Annotated in this window: 15 protein-coding genes; 5 read left to right on the forward strand and 10 right to left on the reverse strand. The window is 56.4% G+C overall.

Annotation, left to right across the window (positions count from 1 at the left end; all coding sequences use genetic code 11):
• The first annotated feature begins 89 nt into the window (after window positions 1-89).
• From BLR08_RS03960 to BLR08_RS03975, 4 genes are all read left to right on the forward strand, one after another.
• Window positions 90-1,424: an ABC transporter substrate-binding protein gene (locus tag BLR08_RS03960; RefSeq protein ID WP_072328323.1), complete on the forward strand. Its 1,335-nt coding sequence runs from the start codon at window positions 90-92 to the stop codon at window positions 1,422-1,424.
• 117 nt (window positions 1,425-1,541) lie between these two features.
• Complete coding sequence (locus BLR08_RS03965) at window positions 1,542-3,260, forward strand: cache domain-containing sensor histidine kinase (protein ID WP_083536715.1); 1,719 nt, start codon at window positions 1,542-1,544, stop codon at window positions 3,258-3,260.
• A gap of 3 nt (window positions 3,261-3,263) precedes the next feature.
• Window positions 3,264-4,847: a response regulator transcription factor gene (locus tag BLR08_RS03970; RefSeq protein WP_072328324.1), complete on the forward strand. Its 1,584-nt coding sequence runs from the start codon at window positions 3,264-3,266 to the stop codon at window positions 4,845-4,847.
• 123 nt (window positions 4,848-4,970) lie between these two features.
• Window positions 4,971-6,956 (forward strand): SH3 domain-containing protein, encoded by a 1,986-nt coding sequence (locus tag BLR08_RS03975; RefSeq protein WP_072328325.1) that lies wholly within the window; start codon window positions 4,971-4,973, stop codon window positions 6,954-6,956.
• 71 nt (window positions 6,957-7,027) lie between these two features.
• Here the strand turns inward: BLR08_RS03975 and BLR08_RS03980 are convergent, their stop codons facing one another.
• On the reverse strand, window positions 7,028-7,840 hold the full coding sequence (locus tag BLR08_RS03980; protein WP_090585846.1) for a sugar phosphate isomerase/epimerase family protein: 813 nt from the start codon (window positions 7,838-7,840) through the stop codon (window positions 7,028-7,030).
• A gap of 88 nt (window positions 7,841-7,928) precedes the next feature.
• Entirely contained in the window at window positions 7,929-8,825 is an 897-nt protein-coding gene (locus BLR08_RS03985) for a phytanoyl-CoA dioxygenase family protein (RefSeq protein ID WP_072328326.1), read from the reverse strand.
• Window positions 8,826-8,952: 127 nt separating this feature from the next.
• Between BLR08_RS03985 and BLR08_RS03990 the strand changes: the two genes are divergently transcribed.
• The gene (locus BLR08_RS03990; protein ID WP_072328327.1) at window positions 8,953-9,861 is read left to right on the forward strand and encodes an AraC family transcriptional regulator; all 909 of its coding nucleotides are present in this window, start codon (window positions 8,953-8,955) and stop codon (window positions 9,859-9,861) included.
• Here the strand turns inward: BLR08_RS03990 and BLR08_RS03995 are convergent.
• The 8 genes from BLR08_RS03995 to BLR08_RS04030 form a co-directional block, all read right to left on the reverse strand.
• Window positions 9,768-11,405, reverse strand: coding sequence for a response regulator transcription factor (locus tag BLR08_RS03995; protein WP_072328328.1), 1,638 nt, complete (start codon window positions 11,403-11,405; stop codon window positions 9,768-9,770). The genes BLR08_RS03990 and BLR08_RS03995 overlap by 94 nt on opposite strands.
• Window positions 11,402-13,219 carry a cache domain-containing sensor histidine kinase gene (locus BLR08_RS04000; RefSeq protein WP_072328329.1) on the reverse strand — a complete coding sequence of 606 codons (1,818 nt, stop codon included), beginning with the start codon at window positions 13,217-13,219 and terminating at the stop codon, window positions 11,402-11,404. The genes BLR08_RS03995 and BLR08_RS04000 overlap by 4 nt, the downstream gene beginning before the upstream one ends.
• Before the next feature lie 17 nt (window positions 13,220-13,236).
• Window positions 13,237-14,304 carry a beta-galactosidase BglB gene (locus tag BLR08_RS04005; RefSeq protein WP_256257410.1) on the reverse strand — a complete coding sequence of 356 codons (1,068 nt, stop codon included), beginning with the start codon at window positions 14,302-14,304 and terminating at the stop codon, window positions 13,237-13,239.
• A gap of 25 nt (window positions 14,305-14,329) precedes the next feature.
• The gene (locus tag BLR08_RS04010) at window positions 14,330-15,178 is read right to left on the reverse strand and encodes a carbohydrate ABC transporter permease (RefSeq protein WP_072328330.1); all 849 of its coding nucleotides are present in this window, start codon (window positions 15,176-15,178) and stop codon (window positions 14,330-14,332) included.
• Window positions 15,175-16,071, reverse strand: a complete 897-nt coding sequence (locus tag BLR08_RS04015; RefSeq protein ID WP_072328331.1) for a carbohydrate ABC transporter permease — start codon at window positions 16,069-16,071, stop codon at window positions 15,175-15,177. The genes BLR08_RS04010 and BLR08_RS04015 overlap by 4 nt, the downstream gene beginning before the upstream one ends.
• A gap of 84 nt (window positions 16,072-16,155) precedes the next feature.
• Window positions 16,156-17,484 carry an ABC transporter substrate-binding protein gene (locus BLR08_RS04020; RefSeq protein WP_072328332.1) on the reverse strand — a complete coding sequence of 443 codons (1,329 nt, stop codon included), beginning with the start codon at window positions 17,482-17,484 and terminating at the stop codon, window positions 16,156-16,158.
• Window positions 17,485-17,876: 392 nt separating this feature from the next.
• Entirely contained in the window at window positions 17,877-19,226 is a 1,350-nt protein-coding gene (locus BLR08_RS04025; RefSeq protein WP_072328333.1) for a DUF455 family protein, read from the reverse strand.
• 101 nt (window positions 19,227-19,327) lie between these two features.
• A complete protein-coding gene (locus tag BLR08_RS04030; protein WP_072328334.1) occupies window positions 19,328-20,236 on the reverse strand; it encodes an AraC family transcriptional regulator in 909 nt (302 codons plus the stop codon).
• Window positions 20,237-20,624 lie beyond the last annotated feature (388 nt).

The following is a 20,624-nucleotide window of genomic DNA, read 5'->3' on the forward strand; positions in this document are numbered from 1 at the left end:
AAAGCAAAATCGTACACATCGTTTTAAGCTGGCAATCGGTATAATGCATCATGTAAACATTCACAACTGATCCTAAGGGGGATTTCAACATGAAAAAGACAAGCGCTATTCTCATGAGCAGCGTATTGGTGCTCTTGGCCGGCTGCGGCGCAGGGAACGAGGCGGCAAGTCCTGCAGGAACCGGCGGCTCCGCGGCTCCGCAAAATGTAACGCTCAAATATTACAACTGGGACAACGATGTGATGGCATCGACTACCAAGTCGCTGATCGACAAGTTTCAAGCCGAAAATCCGAATATTAAAGTGGAGTCGATCTCGCTGGTGCCGGGCAACTCGGTGGAGACGCTCAAAAAATTGGACGTGACGATGTCTTCCGGCGAGCAGATCGACGTTGTGCTGTTCCCTAGCATCGACGAAACATTGGCCCGGGCGGCACAAGGCGTACTTGCTCCGATGGATGAATGGTACACGAAAAATAATATAAACGCAGAAGAGGAATACTATGTAAATCCCAAGTATAAAGGGAAATACTATGCGACGATGTACCAACGCAGCAACTGGCTTGTGCTGTTGAACCAGAATGCCCTCGACGAAGCAGGCTTGAAAGTGCCTGAGCTCGGCTGGACATGGGATGATTTCCGCGAATATGCGAAAAAGCTGACCAAAGGAGAAGGCAACAACAAGCGTTACGGAGCCTACTTCCACAACTGGGGAGACTATGCCAACCCGATCCTCTTCAACGAACGGCAAAATCCGTTCCTGAAAGAGGATGGCACGACTCAATTCAGCGATCCGTCGATGATCTCGTTCTTTAACCTGCGCCGCGCGATGGAGAAGGAAGACAAGTCCGCCAAAACGCATGCCGACATCGTGGGAGCCAAGCTGGCTTACCGCACCGAATTTTTCAACGAAAAAGCGGCTATGCTGGTAACGGGCAGCTGGATGGTGGCGGATTCGGCCGATACGACGAAATACCCGCATAACTTCAAGGTTGCATTCGCTCCGGTACCGCGTTCTTCCGCGGACGCCGAGCTCGGCTTGACCAGCATCGGCGGTCAATACGCTTCTATCGCCAACAGCTCCAAGCATAAGGAAGAAGCATATAAATTTATTCGCTTTATCACGACAGACACGGCGGCCAAGAAAGAGCTGTCCGGCTGGAAGAAGGCCGACGACAAGAAAACGATCGAGACGACGATTGCGGCCAACAAACAATTGTTTAACACGGACTCGTTGGACAAGGCGCTGTTCGATAAGCGGATTCACGCTCCTGCGCCATCCGAGGTTGTCGCTCCTTACGCTCCGCAGCTGAAGAAAGTGCTGGAGGACGGGTTCGGCAAATTTATTCTGGACAACATCTCGGCTGAAGAAGCGCAAAAAACGATGGTGGACCAGGCCAACAAAATTATTAAGGAAAACAAATAAGAGCGCTTGACGCTTATAGGAGGAAGGACGCAAACCGGCGTCCTTTTTCCTGTCTCGCTGCGCGGACTTCGTATAGTATAGAAGGAGACTCGACATCACACGAACAGAGGGATCGACATGAACCATATTTTCCGGTTTACCTATTACCGCCGCATTCAGCTCTCCTTTTTCGTGCTGATCCTGCTCCCGATTATCGCGGTCTCCGTTATATTGCTCATGATGACAAGAAATGCCGTCATGGATAAAATCCGCGTAGCGAACAAAGCGGTGCTCGAAGTGATGGCCAAGGATGTCACAAAAACGATCGATGATTTAACGTATGCCTCGAACTTTTTCGTTCAGGATCAAAATGCGCTCAATCAGCTGCGCGGCTTTAGAAATACGAGGGCTATCGAAAGCTTTGAGGATTACAGGAAGCAGCAGGAGATTAAAGATTTTTTCGGTCTGGTGACGGCGAAAACGCTCAACACGGACATCAAGATGTTTCTCGTCAATCCGACCGGCTTTACGATTCCGTCAAGCGTGACGGAGCATGATAGTTTGGTTGCCTTTCAGCAGCATTGGCAGACGATTCACCCCTTGGTCGATCCGGACAGGCCGAGGGAGCTGCAATGGCTTGCTTTGGTCGAAGGCGAGAAGGACAGCGAGCCGTCAAACTACTACGCGGCTCGCGTCATACGCGATCCGGCCGATCAGGCGCTTCTGGGCGTTCTCTACATCGGGATACCTCGCACCTACTTCGATAAGCTGTTCAACCAGATGGATACCGGAAAGTTTGCCTTGTTTGATAGCGCAGGGGCCGTCATTGCCGGCGATTCGTCGCTTGGTTACCAGAAGGACCGCAGGCATGCGGACGATGTCCGATCCGAATCGAAGCTGACCAAAAACGGCTGGACCATCATATATGAGACGCCCGAACGGGAAGTAACCGGAGAAATATCGCGGATGTTTTATGCGGCGCTGCTTTTTGTGGTGCCATTCTTCGTTCTGTTTTTTGTCGTCTCGCTAGTGTTCGCCCGCAGGCTGCATCGGCCTATTCAGAAGCTGCAGTCGATAGCCCAGCAGTTCGGGCAGGGGAACCGGATACTTCGCTTTCATGTCAAGGGGAAGGACGAAATAGCGGAGCTCGGACAAACGCTGAATCAGATGCTGGACCGAATCGACCAACTGATCGTGGATATCGAGCAGGAGCAGGAGCAGAAGAGAGTGATGGAGCTGCAGGCGCTGTTTGCGCAAATCCGGCCGCATTTTCTCATCAATACGCTTAACTCGATTAAGGTGAGTCTATACTTGAACAAGGACCGCTATCACGGCGGCCAAATCGATTCGCTGACGAGCCTGCTGCGCGCGTATCTGAAGATGGGAGAGCCGGCGACGCTGCGCAGCGAATGTACGCTGCTCGGGCATTACATCGACATTATGAATATGCGCAACGCCATGCGGCTGGAGCTTAAGGTCAGGCTGGAGCCGGAGCTGGAGACGTTCGAGGTGCCGAAGCTGCTTCTGCAGCCGTTAGTGGAAAATGCGATTGTGCATGGCTTCGTGGAAAAAACGTCGGACAGCCGGATCGAAGTGAGCGCGGCCAAGCGAAACGGCGTGATCGAGATTCGCGTGGACGACAACGGATGCGGCATGCCGATGGAACAGCTTCAGGAAATGAATGAGCTGCTGAGCGTGAGGGAAGCGGACAGGCAGCCTTCCTATAAACGCGTGGGTCTTCTGAATGTAGTCCAGCGACTTACCTTAACATATGGACCGTCGGCAGCGATGTATATGGAAGCTAACGAAGAGGGCGGAGTAACGGTTGTGCTGCGCCTGGCAGAAAGCGAGGAATAGAACATGCACAAAGTGATGCTGATCGACGATGACGTGCCGATGCTCAACTATTTGCATCAGTTGGTCGAATGGGACCGGCTCGGCTTGCAGGTGGCAGGCGATACGTATTCCAGCGTGAAGGCGCTCAGGCTATTCCAGGAGCTTATGCCGGATATCGTGGTTACGGATATCGGCCTGCCGCAGATGAACGGGCTGGAGCTGGCCGCCGAGTTCATCCGGATCAAGCCGGGCGTACGTTTGATTTTTCTGACCTGCCATGAGGATTTTCAATATGCCAAGCAGGCGCTCAAGCTCGATGCCGACGACTATCTGATCAAGGACGAGCTGACCGCGGAGCAGCTGGAGCAGAGCTTGACCAAGTCGATCAAGCTCCTGCAGACGTCGTCCGTGAATTTGGAGCAGTTGTCCTACCGGGAAGATTTAAACCGGAATATCGATTTGCATAAGCAAGCCTTGTTCAAGCAGCTGATCAAAGGCGACGATGGAGAGGCGCTGCTCGGTTATGCGGGCAGATTGGGCATCCATTGGGATCACCCATCCTTTCGAATAGGCATCGGCTATATGACCTGCTCCTCCTTTGTGTCCAGCTACTCGTACAAAGACATCTCGCTGATCCGGTTCGGAGTCTATAATATTGCAAGCGAGCTGGCTCAGGATTTCGAAGGCTTTACGTTGTTTAACGAACCGGATTTCCTGGTTATGGTGCTGAATTACCGGCATACGCTGAAGCTGAACGCGCAGCAGGCGATGCAGTCGTTTATGTCCGAGCTGCGGGAGAAAAGCAGGCAGTATCTGAAGGTCGAGCTAGGCTTCCTGTACGATCCGGACAAGCTGGAGTTATCCGGTGTAGGGACGGCATACCGGCAGCTCATCCGGGCCCAATACAGCGATTATTACACCCAGCCTTCGACGGCCTTGTCGCGTCCTGCGCTGGTCCGCAGCTACTTGCCGCTTGCCGGCTTGCCGGGCAGCTTGACCCGCGAGCTGCACGATGCGGTCAAGCAGGGAGATCCGGCGCTGGTGGAAGCGGGCTTGGCAAGCTTGCACGAGTTTGCGCAAGCTGCTCAAGCCGAGCCTGGAGAGCTGATTCAGAGCTGCGGGGACATCCTTCGATTCATCGAGCTGAGCGATAAGAAGCCGGGCGCTTCCGAGGATTTTTATGGGCTATTGCAATCCACGCTTCATCTGGACGATACGCTGGGGCTGATGCGCTGGAAGCTGCTGCAAATATTGAAAAACCGGCCCGCCTCGGAGGAGGCTCACACGAAGGAGACGAAGCTGCAGCAGATTGAGCAATATATTTCGCAGCATTTAGCGGAAAATCTCACGTATCTGGACATGGCCAACTATTTGTTTTTGAACCCGAGTTATTTCTCCCGATACTTCAAACGGTTAACCGGGGAAAATTTTACCGATTACGTACACAGATACAAAATCAAAATCGCTTCCAAAATGCTGGAAAGCTCGAATGATTCCATTGAAATGGTGGCTTTGAAGCTTGGCTATTCGGACCGTACTTATTTCTCCAAAGTGTTTAAAAAATATATCGGGATGACGCCTGGCGAGTACAAGTCCAAGAATGGCTAAAGCAGATTCAATGCTAGGCGAGTATATCCTTTTGCTGTTTATTTGAGCTGCAGCACAACTTCTATTCTATTTCTTAGTCATATATACTAAATGACTGAAATAAAGAATAGAGGAGCCGTCCTTATGTGGAAAAAAATTTCAATCCTCATCTTGTTCGCAGCGGGCATACAGCTTGGGTTGTTCAGCGCGGCGGGGCATGCCTCCGAATACGCCGATACGCCAACGGAGCAGGCGGACGGCATGTTTATCCCGAAGCAGCTTACTTTTGTTGAGAATATGCCTTATTATGTCATCCCGAATACGCTGCTCAATCAGCCGGAAGGCAGCTTCGCGCCGCAAACGGTTGAAGTCGTGGAAGCCGAGGTTCATTGGGCGACATCGGGCAACTGGTGGAAAATAAAGACGGACATCGGCGACCGCTGGGTTAAAACAGCTCCCTGGCAAATAGAAGTCCCGCCGCCCCCGACCTTGCGCCTCATGTCCGAAACGCCGTTATACGCACGGCCTTCGGAAGCTGGAGGCAAAACGGCGGCGCTATCTCCGCAGGAGGTCGCTGTCGTCGATGCGGAGAAGAGCTGGTTTCGTCAAGCCGAAGGGGAGTATAACCCGAAACGGTGGATCAAGATCCGCACGACGTGGCTAGGAGATCAATGGGTTCATTTGCACCTGGACGAGATCGGGAACCTGCTCCCGCTGGACCGGCAGGTTTTCTACCCGAGCATTTATTACAACAGCACGCCCCATGTGGACTACGTCTCGTATCAATATGAGGGGTATTTAACTTCCATTTTCGTTCATCAAACCGCGAAGTTCCGTTCCTTGCTTGGAAGCTCCTATCAATTTGAAACGGCGCAAGGGCCAAAATGGGCGTTTGGACCCGGCATGCCGATTGTGCCAGACAAGCAACTTCTCAAACGGAAGCAGCCAAGTCCTTTATTCGTCTATCCGGATGAGTACTCCGAGATTGCAGCAACAGTTCCAGCAGGCGAGCTGACCGTCACGGAAACGGCGACGGACCCGGAGGCATGGTGGGGGTCCGAGCGGTGGTATCACGTCAAAACGGATCAAGCCGAAGGCTGGTTTAGCCCGACCTATGCCGAACCCGAGGATGCCGTGGACGATACTGCGTCCCTTGTGCTCAAGGCGTCGGTGACCAGTATCTACCGGTTCCCGAATACAAGAATATCGCTGAATAATGGACAAATTGGCCCCCAAACCGTCCAACCGCTTGCTGCCTGGACCGCACCTGACGGCACAAGGTGGTACAAAATCAGTTCCTTTGTAGGCCAAGGCTGGATTCAATTAAACCCTTATCTGGACGGTGTCGTATTGAAAGACCGCGATCAAGATATCCAAGTTCGGTCTAAAAGGTCCTACCAAGGGGTGTTTTATCAGAACGAAGCCGGCGAATTTACTCATGGCTCCGATACGATCGGCAGGATCATGGATGGAGAACCCGCCTTCCGTTCAGATTTCGTGGCCAGCCTTTATCATTATGAACGAATCGGGCCTGACGCCGAAGGTTGGTGGACCTTCAAGCACGCGAACGGCTATGCGGTTCAAGTGAAGGACGGCGAGTTGGCCGTCAAGACGTTCTGGGACAGCCAGCCGGCCGGGGTCGTCACGCTCACTGAAGCGCCGGTTAAGGATCGGGATTCGAAACAAGAGGCCCTCCTTCTAAGCTTAACTCATCTCAGGACTTTATTCGGCATAACCGCGGCCTACAACGATAAGGTTGCCTATGGGGATAAACATGTGACACTCAGCACGTTGGAGCATGAGATTTCAGGCTTTGATCTGCCGAAGACGGCTGATGCCGGGAAGCTCCATCTCTCCGGGCTGCTCTATGAAGATCTGTACATGGACGAGAAGGAGATTGGCCCGAAGCTTCAAATCATGGTCAAGCATCGTGAAGCGGCGGACGCAGCGTCCTCTGTCCAGCTTGCACAAATAAACCACCTGTACAAGCTGGGTTATCAATCCGGCTTAGCCGATATCGGACTGGATGTGCCATTGAAGCCGGGGATCAATCCTCTGACCATCCAGTTCAAGGTCGGGGAACGCATCGTGCTGCAGCGGGATTGGGAAGTGACCGCGGCGGGCGGGTAAGCCATCCGCATAACCGTAACAAAAGGCCGGGAAATGATGTCGCCATCGGTTCCCGGCCTTTGTATGCCCCGTTACTTGGCCGGAAGCCACTCCGGCACCCGGCTGCGGCCCCAGTCGCATATTTCCCACAGATCGGCGACCGGCTGGCGCGTATACGGCTGCACATGCATATACCCTGGCGGGCCATATTCCGGCGTATACGTGAATTGCTCCGCTCCGGCGCTCTGCCTGGCTTCATAAATACGCCGCCACCAGCCCTCGTGCAGGCTTACCTCGGGCGCGACCTCCGGCGCGCGCGGATCGGCGACCTGCGGGCCGTGAATATAGCCGACACGGCCATGGATATGGAGCGCGCGCCGGATGGCGAGTTCTACGTCGTCGGCGCTTGCCTGAAGGAAGGACTCGGTCACGCATACCCAATGGCTGAAATCCGCGCAGATGTTCAGTTCCGGATAAGCCTTAAGCAGTTTGGCCGTCGTCCATGGCGTGTACATGCAGCGGCTGCGGTGCGTTTCATGGGCGACGGCTATGCCTACTTCAGACTCGTGCTGCAGCACGCTGCCGAATAAGCGAAGCTGCTCATCGGCTTCCATGCGGTCGCGTCCGGTATGGCAGTTCACGAACAGCGGCCCGTATTCCGCCGCCTGCCGGAGCCGCTCGCCGAAGACGGCGGCATGCTCATCAGCTTCATCGCCTCCTATAGTCGACATCTGGGCGATATAGCTAAGGTTGTGTTCATCCAGCAGAGCGCGGAACGCACCCGGCTTCATGTTGTCCGGCACGGGAGCCTCAACGGCATCGTAGCCGCCTTCGGCGATCCGCCGCACTTTTTCCTCCACGGAGCCGTCCATTCCCCAAAATGCTTTTGCTATGATCGTTTTCAAATCGCAGCCTCCTTAGGAATCCGGCCGCAGAGGGCTCCATGTAAAGCGCCAAGCTGCCTTTATCGTTGCTATCATCTCCCATGGACGCTCAGCACTCTGCGTCGGTCATCTCATTCGTATAGATTCGCTTGTATTCATCCGGCCGCACCTTGCGTGAGGACTGGCCGGCGTAATGGAACTGCAGCGCCCGGCGGCGTTTGTCGCTGCCGTTGGGCGGGGTCCCGTGATGCAGCATGCCGTGGAAAAACAACGCCCCGCCCGGCGGCAATGGGACAGCTACGTCATGCTCGACGCGTACGTTCGTGTCGCAGATCTGCCAGTCGCGCACGGCATAATGCGGCACCCCGCCATCCATATGCGATCTCGGGATCACATGCATGCAGCCGTTATCGAGCGCCGCCTCATCCAGCGCGATCCAGACGCCCACTACCGGCTTGTCATAAGCGAGCGGCCCGTAGGCCATGTCCTGATGCCACGGCTTTTCGCCTCCGCCATGCGGCGGCTTCAGCAGCGCCATGTTCTGCGCGAGCACAGGCTCGTCGCCCAGAATCAGGCGCAGCTTGGCGATCAGCTCCGGATCGTAAGCGATCCTGGTCAACGTTTCGTCGCTCGGAACGTAATCATGCACCTTGCGCACCGCAAGCTCCTGCTCTTCTTTGTTGTGCAGCTCGCTTTTCGGCTTCGTGTACTGGATGCGAGCTTCCTTCGCGTCCTCGAAAATAAGGTTCATCAGCGCTTCCGTGGCCGACCGGACTGTTTCGCCGGAAAGCAAGCGCTCGACAGCGACATACCCCTGCCTCTTGTAAAGCTTCAACTGCTCGTCGTGGAAGTCGGCGAGCGAGGGCAGCAGCGGGGCGGTGTGCTCGTACCGGTACAGCTGCGAAGCGATTTCCTCGTCCGTCAGCACGGCTCCGCGCATCGCGACCGTTTTTCCCTCGTATAAGCCTTCCGCTATGTCGGAGGAACCATGTTTTTTTGTACTCATCGTCTATTACCTCCCTAACAATCATGATCTCGTGCTATACTTTATATTAATAAGATCACGAGAATTTAAGAATGTACGGGAATCCTGACTTTTTGTATTAAAATGCTAAAATCAAGGAGGGGATAACATGAACGCAACGCCCCGGGACTCGCTTCACGGCAGCCGGCAATCCGGCAAAGCCCGCTGCGAGAAGGGCTGGAACTGGAAGCCGCAGCCGCTGACCGATTACGATCTCTGGTATGTCGTATCCGGTGAAGGCGAGGTGATCCTGAACGGCAGCAAGTATCCGGCTTATGCCGGCTGCTGCTTTCTGTTTCGTCCAGGCGACCGGATCGCCGCAGCCCAGGACGACAGCCGGAGGCTGACCGTCATCTTCCTGCATTTCAACGGCATCGCGGATGAGCTTCAAGGCTTGCCGCCTTGTGTCCAGCTGACCGACACGGCCTGGGCGGAAACGCTGCTCAGCCGGCTGCTGACGCTGGATGATCCGCAGCCCGGCATATCCGCCGCTGCGCAGGCTCTGGACGATGCCGAGTTCGCCGCTTTGCTGCGGGCGATGCTGTGCATGCTGGCCCGGGCGGCGTCTGCCGAACAAGACCGCCCGGACAGGCATCTGCCCGTCATCCGCCGCACCATGCGGCTCATCAAGGAATATGCCGCCGCGCCTCCGCGCCACGAGGAGCTAGCCGCGCAGGCGGGGCTGTCGCCGCGGTATTTGAACGAGCTGTTCAAGCGGCACACCGGGCTGTCTCTCAAAACGTTCATCGCGCGAGCGCGGGTGGAGAGGGCGTGTCATCTGCTGGCGGAAAGCACCTTGAACGTGTCGCAGATCGCAGACACGCTCGGGTATTCGGATATTTACTTTTTCAGCAAGCAGTTCAAGCAGTTTACCGGCGAATCGCCGCTCCGCTACCGTTCCCGCGCGCTTGAGCCGCGAAGCCATCACGGGGCCCTTGCCCCAGAAGGAGAGGACAGCTCCGATACAAATTCCAGCGGACTTTTGCCGGTAGCGCCGCGGAAAACCCGGCTGAAGTAGGCCGCATCGATAAAACCTACCTTCTCCGCCACCTCCGAGATCAAATACCGCTTCGTGCGCATCAGCTCCTTGGCGCGCTCGATGCGGTATTGGGTCAAGTATTGAATAAAGCTGACGCCGGTTTCCCGTTTGAACACATAACCCAGATAGTTGCGGGACAGATGCAGCTCGGCGGCTATTTGCGCAAAAGAAAGCGGCTGGCTGTAGCCGGCTTCCACCTTGTTTTTCACCATAGCCGTGTAATCGCTCGCCTGCTCGCGCCCGCCCGCGCGCTGCTCAATCAGCTTCGTGCGCACAAAGTCGCCGATAATCCGCCGGACGTCTTCGCGCGACCTGGCGGTTTGAATATCCTGGAAGACGCGAAACGACTGCAGCGCATCTCCTTCCGGCAGCTGCGCGCCCCGCTCGGATAATCCGAGGAGCAGGTGGCTGATCATGGAGATGGACGCCGTCTGCATCAGCCTCAGACCCGGACGGTCCGCCTCCAGCCGCCGCTCGATATCCGTCCACAGCCGCAGCGATTCCGTCTCATCGCCGCGCGCAAGCGCCTCCGTCAGCAGCCGCAGCAGCTCATTGGAATGCGTCTGCTCGCCTCCTGACATCTGCTCTTCTCCGGCGCATAGCGTCAGCTGATACCCCTCATGCTCGCCAAGCCGCAGCATATGGGCCGACTCCTTGAAGGATAGCCCGTATTTATCCGATTCCCCATACCATCTGCCGATTCCGGCATTGGCCTCGACGCCGATAAAGCGGGCGATCCGGTCGAGCAGCAGAGTGGCGAGGCGAAGGGCCTGTTCCTTGGTTTCGGACGCAGCGCATCCGCACACCAGAATCGGCAGCCGATCTTCCATATACTGCAGCGGATAAGCGGAGAGGGAGGGCTCGCTCGTCAGCGTTTCCTGCACGATATTCATCGCGGAAAATTTGAACAGCTGCCAGTCCCGCTCCGACTCATAATGCCGCTCCGTCGTGCGGTACAGTCCGATGGTCAGCAGCAGCGCTCCCGCTACAATCTCTTCCGGCAGCTCGTAGAACTTCAGCTGCTCTCTGGAAATATCCCGGGGGCGCAGTCCCGTCGCCACCATCTTGTACAGGAACTGCTCGCGCAGAGCGGGCAGCTGGCTTTGCACCATACGGTTAAATTCCTCCGTATATTGCTTCCGCTTCGCTTCCTGGCACTGCTTCTGGATCACCTCGGACAAAATCTGCTCGATTTCGGGCAGAACGATAGGCTTCATCACATAGTGCAGCACGCGCAGGTGGAGCGCTTTTTTGGCGTATTCGAATTCATCGTACCCGCTCAAAATAATCGCGGGCGTGTCCGGGTCCGTCTGCCGCACCCGCTCCAGGAACGCCAGCCCGTTCATGACGGGCATCGTAATATCCGTCACGATCAGATCGGGCTTGCTCGCCTCGTAGCGGCTTAGCGCCTGAGCGCCGTTGGCGGCCGTGTCTACAGCGGTAACGCCGAGCCGCCCCCAGTCGACCAACTGCGCGAGTCCGTCCGTAATGTGGTTTTCGTCATCGACGATCAATACTCTCATAGCCGCTCCTCCTGTTTCGGTTCCGGCGGATGCGAAGCTGCCGGGAGCCGGATCTCCGCACGCGCTCCTCCTTCGGGGCGGTTGCTGAGCGCTACGCCGTATGCCTCCCCGTAGTAAAGCCGGATTCGCTTGCGCACGTTATCCATCCCATGGCCGCCCTCCGTCTGCCGCATGTGTGCCGCGCCATCCGTGCCGCCCGGCCGGCTCTCCGTCTCCGACTCCGCTACGCCATCGCCGTTATCCTCGACCACGATCCGCAGCTCGCTATGGTCCGGACCGGCCAAATAAGCGCTCACGGTAATGCAAAAGATTCGTTCGCCCGTCGGATTGCGGAAGCCGTGCACGATCGCATTCTCGACGAGCGGCTGAATGATCAGTTTGGGCACATAAAGCTGGGCCGCCTCAGGCGTCATGCGCTCCTCGTACAGAAATGATTCCTTAAACCGCGCCTGCTGAATTTGCGCATAGATCGCGGCATGCTCCATTTCCTCGGCCATGGTGATCAGCGATTTGCCGCGGCTGAGGCTCAGCCGGAACAGCCTGCCCAGCTTGGCCGACATCAGGCTTGCTTCCTTGGCTCCTTTGGCGGCGGCCATCCAGTTGATCATGTCCAGCGTATTGTACAGAAAATGCGGATTGATCTGATTTTCCAGCGCGCGGTATTCGGCCTGCTGGGCCGCCCGCTGCTCCCGCTCGCGACTGTCGATCACCGTATTCAGCTCATCGATCATCCGGTTAAACGCCAGGGCAATCTGGCGGTATTCGAATATGGCATGCGACTCGGAAATTTTCGTGTCCAGCTTGCCGACCTGCACGCGGCGAAAAGCGCCGAGAAGCTCGGGAATTTGCCGGGTCATCCGGCCGGATAAATAGTAGGCGATGACGAAGGTCAGCAGCAGCCCCGCAATCCCGATGGCCAGCACCGCGTTGCGGATCTGCTTGACCGGACCGTAGATGCGCTCCGTCGGGATCAGCTCGATCAGCCGCCACTGCGATTTATCCGGGTAGGAGAAGAGCACCAGATAGTTCTGGCCGCCAATCCGTATCGAACGGTAGCCGTCCTGCTGCACGCCACCGACATCCCCGAGCCATCCCGAGCCGCTTAAGGCCTCGGCGCTTTTACCTTCCGCATAAGGCGTCAGCTGGGACATGATACGCCCCCCGCCGTCGGCGATGAGCAGGATGCCGTCATACATCTTGCGCTCGCCCCGGAGAAGCTGGGAGAGGGACTGTTCCTCGACATTCATCTCGACGAGACCGACGACGCGTCCCTGGCTGTTGAATATTTTGCGCACATAGGAGATGACCTGCTTGGTCTGATAAGCGGCGACCGGATCGGGATGCGAGCCGATCCAGACCGAGTCGGAGCGGGAGAGCGGCTCCTGGTCCCATTCGATAGCCGAGAGCGGATAGACGCGGTCTTGAGCGGATTGCGGCAGGTCCTTGAACCGGTCGTTAAACAGCCGGACGCTGGATAAATAAGGCTTGGAGTAGAGGAAGGGGTTGACCAGATTGTTGACAACCTCGCGGCGGGTCTGGATCAGGCTGTACAGATCGCCGCTGCTGTCGCCGAAGGCGTCGATCAGCTTCGGATTGGAGGAGATGACCAGCGCAATTTCTTCCACATCGCGGAAGCGCGAGCTAATTTGGCCGTGCGTCTGGTCGATCAGCTCAAGCCGGTTATCCACGATCTGGCCGATGACCGTTTTGGAAACGTTCCAATAGAAGATGAGGCAGGTGAACAGCAGGAGCAGCCAAGTCAGCGAGATAAAGCTTAGCAGCAATATCGGCCGGATTCGCCATTGTCCTCTCATGCGTCCACCTCCTGTTGTTAGTCGGCATGCATCAAGCTCTCGACCAGCAAGAGCAGCGTCATGGATTGGCCGTACGGCATAGGGCATTGCGGAATATCTTTGTAAAATTGCTGCGTTCTTCCCATCCGCGTGCCGTAGGAAACCCCATGCACCGCGCCGCCGTCGTCAATTTGGCCGATCACCGCTTCAAGCGCCCTCAGGCCGATATCCCGCCGGGAGGGATCGGTGTAGCCCATGCGCACGGCTTTCAGAATCCCGTAGGCAAAGCCGGCGGAAGCCGAAGTCTCCTCGTAGGAGGACGGGTCGTCCAGCAGCGTGTGCCAAAGGCCGCTTTCCGCCTGAAGCTCGGCCAAAGCGTCTATTTGCCGGCCAAGGGAAGTCAGCAGAAATTGACGGACGCCCTCCGGCAGCTGCACCATGTCGAGGTAATCGACAAGACCTGCCGTGTACCAGGCATTGCCGCGCCCCCATAACGCATGGGCAAAATGATGCCGTTCCTTGAAGCTCCACCCGTGAAAAAAAAGTCCGGTACGGACGTCAGTCAAATATTTCAAATGAACGAGAAACTGCCGGATGCTCTCCTGCACATAATCGTCGCGCTTCAGCAGCATCCCCATGCGTCCGATCAGCAGTACTGTCATATACAGCGTATCGTCCCACAGCTCGCCTTCGTTGGGGCTATCGGCAGCCGTGTGGGCGATTCCGCCCTCGGGCGTGCGCGGCAGCTTCCGCACGGCGTAGTCCACCCACTCCGAGCACAGGCGCAGCGCCTCTTCGTCGCCGGTCCGCTCATACAGAAAGCTGAGCGTCAGCAGCGGGCACATCGTATTGATATTGCGTTCCGGCAGCCCTTCTTGGACGCGTGTCCTGAACCAGTCGTTCAAATAAAACAGCATGTTCGAATCGCCTGTCTCTTCATAATATCGGTAAAGCGAGAACAAGCCAACCCCCTGCGACCAATCCCATACGTCCATGGAAATAATGCTGGCCGGCGTATCCTCGTTCACTGAAATTTCCAGTCTGTGCATTCCGCGGATCACCCTGGTCATGGCTTCCTTCAGAACAGACTTGCTTAGTGGCGGCACGCAGCGTTTCCTCCTTGTCCGTGAGTCAATTTTTCATGCCGGTTGTGGCAATCCCCTGTACAAAATGCTTTTGCGCGAGCAGAAAAACGATAAAGCTCGGAACGAGCGACAGCACCGACATGGCAAACATGGCGCCCCACTGGCTGGTGCCCCCTCCGTCCAAAAACAGCCTCAAGCCAAGCGGCACGGTAAATTTAATCGGGTCGTTGATATAGACCAGCTGTGTGAAGAAATCGTCCCAAGTCCAGATGAAGCTGAAAATGGCTGTCGTAATCAGGGCAGGGACGCACAGCGGCATGATGATCCGCCAGAACGTCTGAAAGACGCCGCAGCCGTCGATACGGGCCGACTCATCCAATTCCTTGGGCAGACCGCGGATAAATTGCACCATCAGAAAAATAAAGAAGGGAGCGGCGCCGAAAAAATGCGGCACGATGAGCGGCAAATACGTATTCACCCAGCCCATCTCATTGAACAGCAAATATTGCGGAATAAGAATAATCTGGGCGGGCAGCATCATGGTCACCAGCATGATCGAGAACCAGAGGTTTTTCAGCTTAAACTCCAAGCGGCCGATGGCGAAGCCGGTGAGCGAGGCCGATAGGACATTTCCAACGACGACCGCGCCAGCCACTATAAACGAGTTTATAAAAAATGTGCCGAATCCGATCTTCGGAACGCCATGCCAGCCGGAGGCATAATTGGCAAGCGACCATACCTCGGGCAGCAGCGACGACGAGGAGAAAATATGGGAATCGTCCTTAAATGAGCTGAGCAGCATCCAAAGCACCGGGTAGACCATGGCGACTCCAAATGCCAGCAGCAGCAGGTGAAGCAAAGCTTGGCGAAACCGGGAGGCCTGCTTGCGGATCATGCGCGATCACCGCCTGTCTCGTAATAAACCCAATACCGCGAAGTGGCGAAAAACAGCAGCGTGCATAAGCCGATGGCTGCCAGCAGCACCCAGGACAGGGCCGAGGCGTAGCCCATCTTCAGGAACGAGAAGCCCTGTTCGTAGAGGAACAACGCGTATACCAGCGTCGAATCCATCGGTCCGCCCTTGGTCACGATAAACGCCTGAGTAAACATCAGAAAGGCGCCGATCGTCTGCATCACCAGGTTGAAAAACAGCACGGGAGACAGCATGGGCAGCGTGATGGAAATAAATTGCCGGAGCTTTCCCGCGCCGTCAATGGCCGACGATTCATACAAGTACTCCGGAATTTGCTTGAGCCCGGCCAGGAAAATGACCATCGACGAGCCGAACTGCCAGACGGCCAGCAGACAGATCGTATAAATGGCATACGTGGGGCTGGCGATCCAGATGGTCATACCATCCGCGCCGAACAGTGACAAGAACCGGTTGAACAAGCCGTCTCCGCCAAAAATCTGGCGCCACATCACGGCGACGGCGACACTGCCGCCGATGAGCGACGGGACGTAATATACGGTGCGGTACAGCCCGATAAACCGCAGGTTGCGGTTGAGCAGCAGAGCAACGCCCAGCGCCGCCGACAGCTTCAGCGGTACGGCTACGCCGACGAATAGCGCCGTTGCCCGCACGGCCTGATAGAAACGTTCGTCCGCGAACATCCCGCTGAAGTTTTGCAGCCCGATCCAGCGCGGAGCCGTCACCAGATCATACTGGGTAAACGATAAATACAACGAAGCCAGCATCGGCCCGATCATAAATAAAAACAGCCCGATCAGCCATGGCGCCAAAAACAGGTAGGCGCTGAGATTGGCCCGGAATGCCCTGCTTCCCATAAGTCTCACCCTCTCCGAAACAAAAGCGATCCGCGGGGGGCGGATGGTAAGACCGCCGCCCGGGATCGCGTCATGCACCGATATTTATTTGGATTGCAGAATCTGATTGGCTTTCGTGATAAATTCGGCTGCGGCTTCGGCAATGCCCTTCTTCTCGAACTGGACCTGCTGGGTAATGTTGACGAGCAGGCTCTGCACCTCGCCTGCGCCCGGCGGCTGGTTCGGATCGAACGGCGTGGCCACCTTGGCCATCTCGTCGATAAACGCGAACTGCTTTTTGTCCGTGGCGCTGAGGGAGCTTCCGACCGCTTCCCGCACTTTGGCGGAAATCGGCACGCCGCGGTTGGCGCCGAGAATTTTGGCCGCTTCCAGATCGTTCGTCAGGAAGTCCAGCAGCATGCCCGCTTCTTTCGCATGGGCGCTCTTCTGGTAGATGGACCAGGAGACGCCTGCCGAAATATAATGCCCTTCCTTGCCGCCTTCCATGGAAGGCCACAGCATCATCTGCAGCTCGCGGTTAGCCAGCGACTGCATGCTGCCGATCTGGTTCGAGCCGAGCAGCACGACCGGGCTTTTGCCGCTGACGATCAGCTGCTTCTCCAGCTCGCCGCTCGTAACCGAGGCCGAAATTTCCGCGGGAGCCGCCGCACCCGATTTGCGCAGGCCGTCCCAGTAGGTGAAGAACTCGGCAAGATCGGCCTGCTCGAAGCCGAGCTTTTTGCCGTTGAAGAACGACTTGCCCTTCTGCCTCATGAAATAATTCAGCATATCCGGGTTGTTCATATAATCGGGCGTTCCGTAGGAGCCTTTGCCCAGCTTCTCGGCCACCTGCTTGCTCGCTGCCGCGAACTCGTTCCAGGTGAAGCGGTTTTTGAGCGTAATGCCGGCTTTCTGGAAGAGCGCCGGGTCGATGGCGAAAGCGGATGTATTGACGCCGGCCGGCAGCATCATCAGCTTGTCTTGATAGAGGCCGATTTTGCGGGTGCCTTCATCCACGTCGGCCAGGTTAAGCTTCAGCGTATTGAGATCGAGCAGCGCGCCGCGCGAGGCATAGTCATTCATCACCTGGTAGGTGATCTGAAATAAATCCGGCGCGTTGCCTCCGCTGACCTGCACGTTTAATTTGTCGAAGTAGCCGTCGAATCCGGAAAATTCCGGCTTTACTTTGATGTGCGGGTATTTTTTCTCGAACAGTTCAAGCGCCTTGACCGTCATGTCATGTCTGTCCTGCGTTCCCCACCATAAGACGCGAAGCTCCACGTTTTTCTGCGACGCTGCTGCTCCGCCCGCCGTGCTTGGCGCAGGCGCCGCCGTTGTCCCGCCAGTTCCGGCGTTTCCGCTGCTGCACCCCGCCGCCAGCGCCAGCGACAGCATCATGGCTGCGCCCGTCCCCCATACTCGTTTCTTGCCCATACTCTATTCGCCTCCCTGTATGTGTGCGCTTTCATCTCTAACTATACAAGGAGGTGCGCCTGGCGTGAATGAAAAAACGAACGGTTGGCTTGCAAAAAACAACGCATTTCCGTCGGTAAATCGTGTTGGCCGTATAACCTTTCAGGGAAGCTGAGGGTCGTAGAGCGTAGTCCCTAGAGTCCGTCAATGGATATGGATGTGTGCTTGAGTGGCTCAGCGGGGGCGGAGCTGTAGCTTAGATGGAAGACCGTTATGGAAGACCGGAGTGGTCCTAGAGAAGTCGGAGGAAGCACGGGGGAGAATATGGAGCCCCATATCCATTCCTCCCCACGCGCCCAAAGCAGGGAACCGTACGAGGGGATATTCAAGCGCTGGCCGATGGTCAGCTTTTCTTAATAAACGTCGTACTTCAAATCCATCGTAGCGAAGCCGCAAAACTCGGGAAAGCTTCGCAAAACGCTATCGATTTCCGACTGGGAATAGCCCATTTTCTGCAGATGCAGCTGCTTCGCTTTGTCGGCAACCGATTGGGCTGTCACAAAGTCCTCGATTTGCTCAAACAGCTTGGCTCCCCATTTTTTGCCGAACTGGACATGCAGCCGCTCGTCGGCAATGTCGTATTCGGATTGCAGCGAGGACAAGTCGTCGCCGTGATGCTTGAAGGCGTCGATCGACTTGCGTTTTTTGATAAATGAGCAGGGCTCCATCACCATCGTCAGCGTCGAATAAAATTCGGGGAACGTGCGCTCCAGATTGTCCGGCGTCAAGGCGGTGGACGGATGCCAGGAGAAATCCTCGGTCCGGTAGCCAAGCTGCTTCAGGCGTCGCACGCCCATCCGGCTGTGGCGCGATTCGTCCCAGGTATGGCGGGCGACGTCATGGTAGAAGTCCATGGGCATTTTCTGCACCCCATAATACAGATAAGTTAGGCTTTCGGTCGCGGACATTTCGCTGGCATTGATAAAGATCATATGCTTGACGCTGTCATAGGTCGGCGACGCGGGATCGAACATGGCGCTTCTGTATTTTGTGAGATCGACATGCGGATATTTCGGATCGTTAGCCGGGGAAGCGGGAACCGGCCCGGCCGGAGGATGCTGCAGCCGCTCGGCCCATTCTATCGCCGCATGCTCTTGATCGGACGCCAATTCGTCCCACATGCGGTCGGCGTATTTGCGCCAGCTGTCGAAGCGCTTCCTCCCCTCGGGATCATCCACATAAGCGAAGCGGACATGCGGGTCGGCCCAGCCGATCATCAGCTGTCGATCCAGCTCGATCACCCGCAGCGCGTCCAGCGTCGGCTCCTCGAGTATCGGATCAAGGACGTCGGAGAGCCAGGCGTAACGGGCGTACAGCTTCGTGACGAAGCTGCGGTAAGCGTACGCGAATTCGGCGAAGGCCGGGGCCGTCGAGACGGCCAGGAACACGTCCGAAACCCGCTGCGGCGTCCAGGAGCGTTCGTTCAGCGCCGCGCCCGGCAGCTCGCCGATCCGCTCGCGCAGCTTTTTCATATGCTCGGTGTGCAAATATCCCATTCGCACCAGCTCGCCCTTCCATTCCCAGTCGGGCGCAGCCGTTACCCAGCCCATCGCCATCCGCGACAGCTCAAACTCGATCCAGTAGCAGTCCCTCAGCATAAGCGCGGTATCTACAGGACGGACGAACGTGCCGGTCCGGGTTTCCGTATTGTCCAGGAAGCCTAAGTCATTCACGTCGACCATAATGGTTGGTTTCGTATCCATTGTCATCCACCTCGGTTATTTGGAATTGACTCTACTTTAGCAGAGCGACAATGAACGCGCTTGCACATAATTCCCTGATAGTTGGATAATCCTCTACAACTTTACGGATGGGGCGGGGAGGGGGAGCGGCGCATGCTGCTGCGGTAAAAACTCGGCGTCACGCCGGTCGCTTCCTTGAAGCAGCGGCTGAAGTACGCCATCTCGCCAAAGCCCAGCTCAAGTGAAATATCGGTGATCGGCTCGTCGCCTTCGCTCAGCCGCAGCTTCGCATGATTGATCCGCTGGAGCATCTGGTATTGATGAGGCGTCTGGCCGGTATGCTGCTTGAACAGCTTGTGCAAGTACGACTTGGACAGATGAAAGGTCTCAGCCAGCTCATCTATGGATAACGGCTCGGCATGGCGGGCCGAGATATGGTCAGCCACCTCGGTCATCAGCCGCCGATACGACGCGGTCATCGTCGTCCGTTTGGCCAGACGGGTGCCGGTCTGGCGGCCGAGCCTGGCGAACAGCTCCAGCAGTCTTGCCTTGATGACAAGCTGAAAATGCGGGCGGCGCTGCTCCAGCTCGAGCTCGATCGTGCGCAGCAGATGCTGAACGGCTTCCATCTCGTCCTTAGACGCCAAGTGAAGCTGGGCGGCACTGATCTGTTCGCTCGGGAACCAGCTCTCCAGCAGCCCGGACATGACAGGCTCATGCGACATCAATGCGGCGAGATACGGCTCGTCGACGGACAGAATCATCCGCCAATATTCCGCCGTCTGGGTCGAGCGGATGAAATGATAAGCGCCCGGGCGAATAATCGTCAGCATGCCCGGCACAAATTCAAGCTGCTGCCCGTCCACAACGCATATGCCGACCGACGAGCACGGAAAGTGAAACTCATAGCCGTCATGCGCATGAATAAACGCCATGATGGCGGAATCGCGTTTGGTTTGGCAAAAAACCGGATAGTCGCTGAGCGAGCGGTTAAACGCCTGATCGATGACACGGGTCAGCTGCTCGTCCATACGTACGCACCTCCCTCGCTGCCTGTTTAACCGGCAGCTTTATTCTTCTGCAGCCCGGAAAGTATCTGTATTCTAGCATATTTTCCCGTATTCGTCCGGCCTTTCTCGTTTCGGCGGGGAGATGTCCGGAGGAGTTGGAGGGAGCAGGTGCAAGGGCGCTGTAAGCGGGAGCAGGAGTGAGGAGCAGGAGTGAGGAGTAGGAGTAGGAGTAGGAGTAGGAGTAGGAGTAGGAGTAGGAGTAGGAGTAGCAGCCGCAACCGCGCCTGTAGGCGAAAAGCCTGCCGTATGTAACATCAATGTCACGTATTCCTCGAACCTTCTAGTCTTTTGGTCATCGCCGAACAATGAATCGCTTTCATTTCAGCAAATACATTTCCCCCGATAAATT

Source organism: Paenibacillus sp. cl123 (genome assembly GCF_900101595.1).
Lineage (GTDB): Bacteria > Bacillota > Bacilli > Paenibacillales > NBRC-103111 > Paenibacillus_G.

What these genes read in the sequence shown, in the direction of transcription:
- BLR08_RS04020 (WP_072328332.1), bottom strand. Translation starts at nt 17,484, where the DNA reads ATGGGCAAGAAACGAGTATGGGGGACGGGCGCAGCCATGATGCTGTCG.
- BLR08_RS04030 (WP_072328334.1), bottom strand. Translation starts at nt 20,236, where the DNA reads ATGGACGAGCAGCTGACCCGTGTCATCGATCAGGCGTTTAACCGCTCG.
- BLR08_RS03985 (WP_072328326.1), bottom strand. Translation starts at nt 8,825, where the DNA reads ATGAGTACAAAAAAACATGGTTCCTCCGACATAGCGGAAGGCTTATAC.
- BLR08_RS04015 (WP_072328331.1), bottom strand. Translation starts at nt 16,071, where the DNA reads ATGGGAAGCAGGGCATTCCGGGCCAATCTCAGCGCCTACCTGTTTTTG.
- BLR08_RS04025 (WP_072328333.1), bottom strand. Translation starts at nt 19,226, where the DNA reads ATGGATACGAAACCAACCATTATGGTCGACGTGAATGACTTAGGCTTC.
- BLR08_RS03965 (WP_083536715.1), top strand. Translation starts at nt 1,542, where the DNA reads ATGAACCATATTTTCCGGTTTACCTATTACCGCCGCATTCAGCTCTCC.
- BLR08_RS04010 (WP_072328330.1), bottom strand. Translation starts at nt 15,178, where the DNA reads ATGATCCGCAAGCAGGCCTCCCGGTTTCGCCAAGCTTTGCTTCACCTG.
- BLR08_RS03995 (WP_072328328.1), bottom strand. Translation starts at nt 11,405, where the DNA reads ATGAGAGTATTGATCGTCGATGACGAAAACCACATTACGGACGGACTC.
- BLR08_RS03970 (WP_072328324.1), top strand. Translation starts at nt 3,264, where the DNA reads ATGCACAAAGTGATGCTGATCGACGATGACGTGCCGATGCTCAACTAT.
- BLR08_RS03990 (WP_072328327.1), top strand. Translation starts at nt 8,953, where the DNA reads ATGAACGCAACGCCCCGGGACTCGCTTCACGGCAGCCGGCAATCCGGC.
- BLR08_RS04000 (WP_072328329.1), bottom strand. Translation starts at nt 13,219, where the DNA reads ATGAGAGGACAATGGCGAATCCGGCCGATATTGCTGCTAAGCTTTATC.
- BLR08_RS03975 (WP_072328325.1), top strand. Translation starts at nt 4,971, where the DNA reads ATGTGGAAAAAAATTTCAATCCTCATCTTGTTCGCAGCGGGCATACAG.
- BLR08_RS03960 (WP_072328323.1), top strand. Translation starts at nt 90, where the DNA reads ATGAAAAAGACAAGCGCTATTCTCATGAGCAGCGTATTGGTGCTCTTG.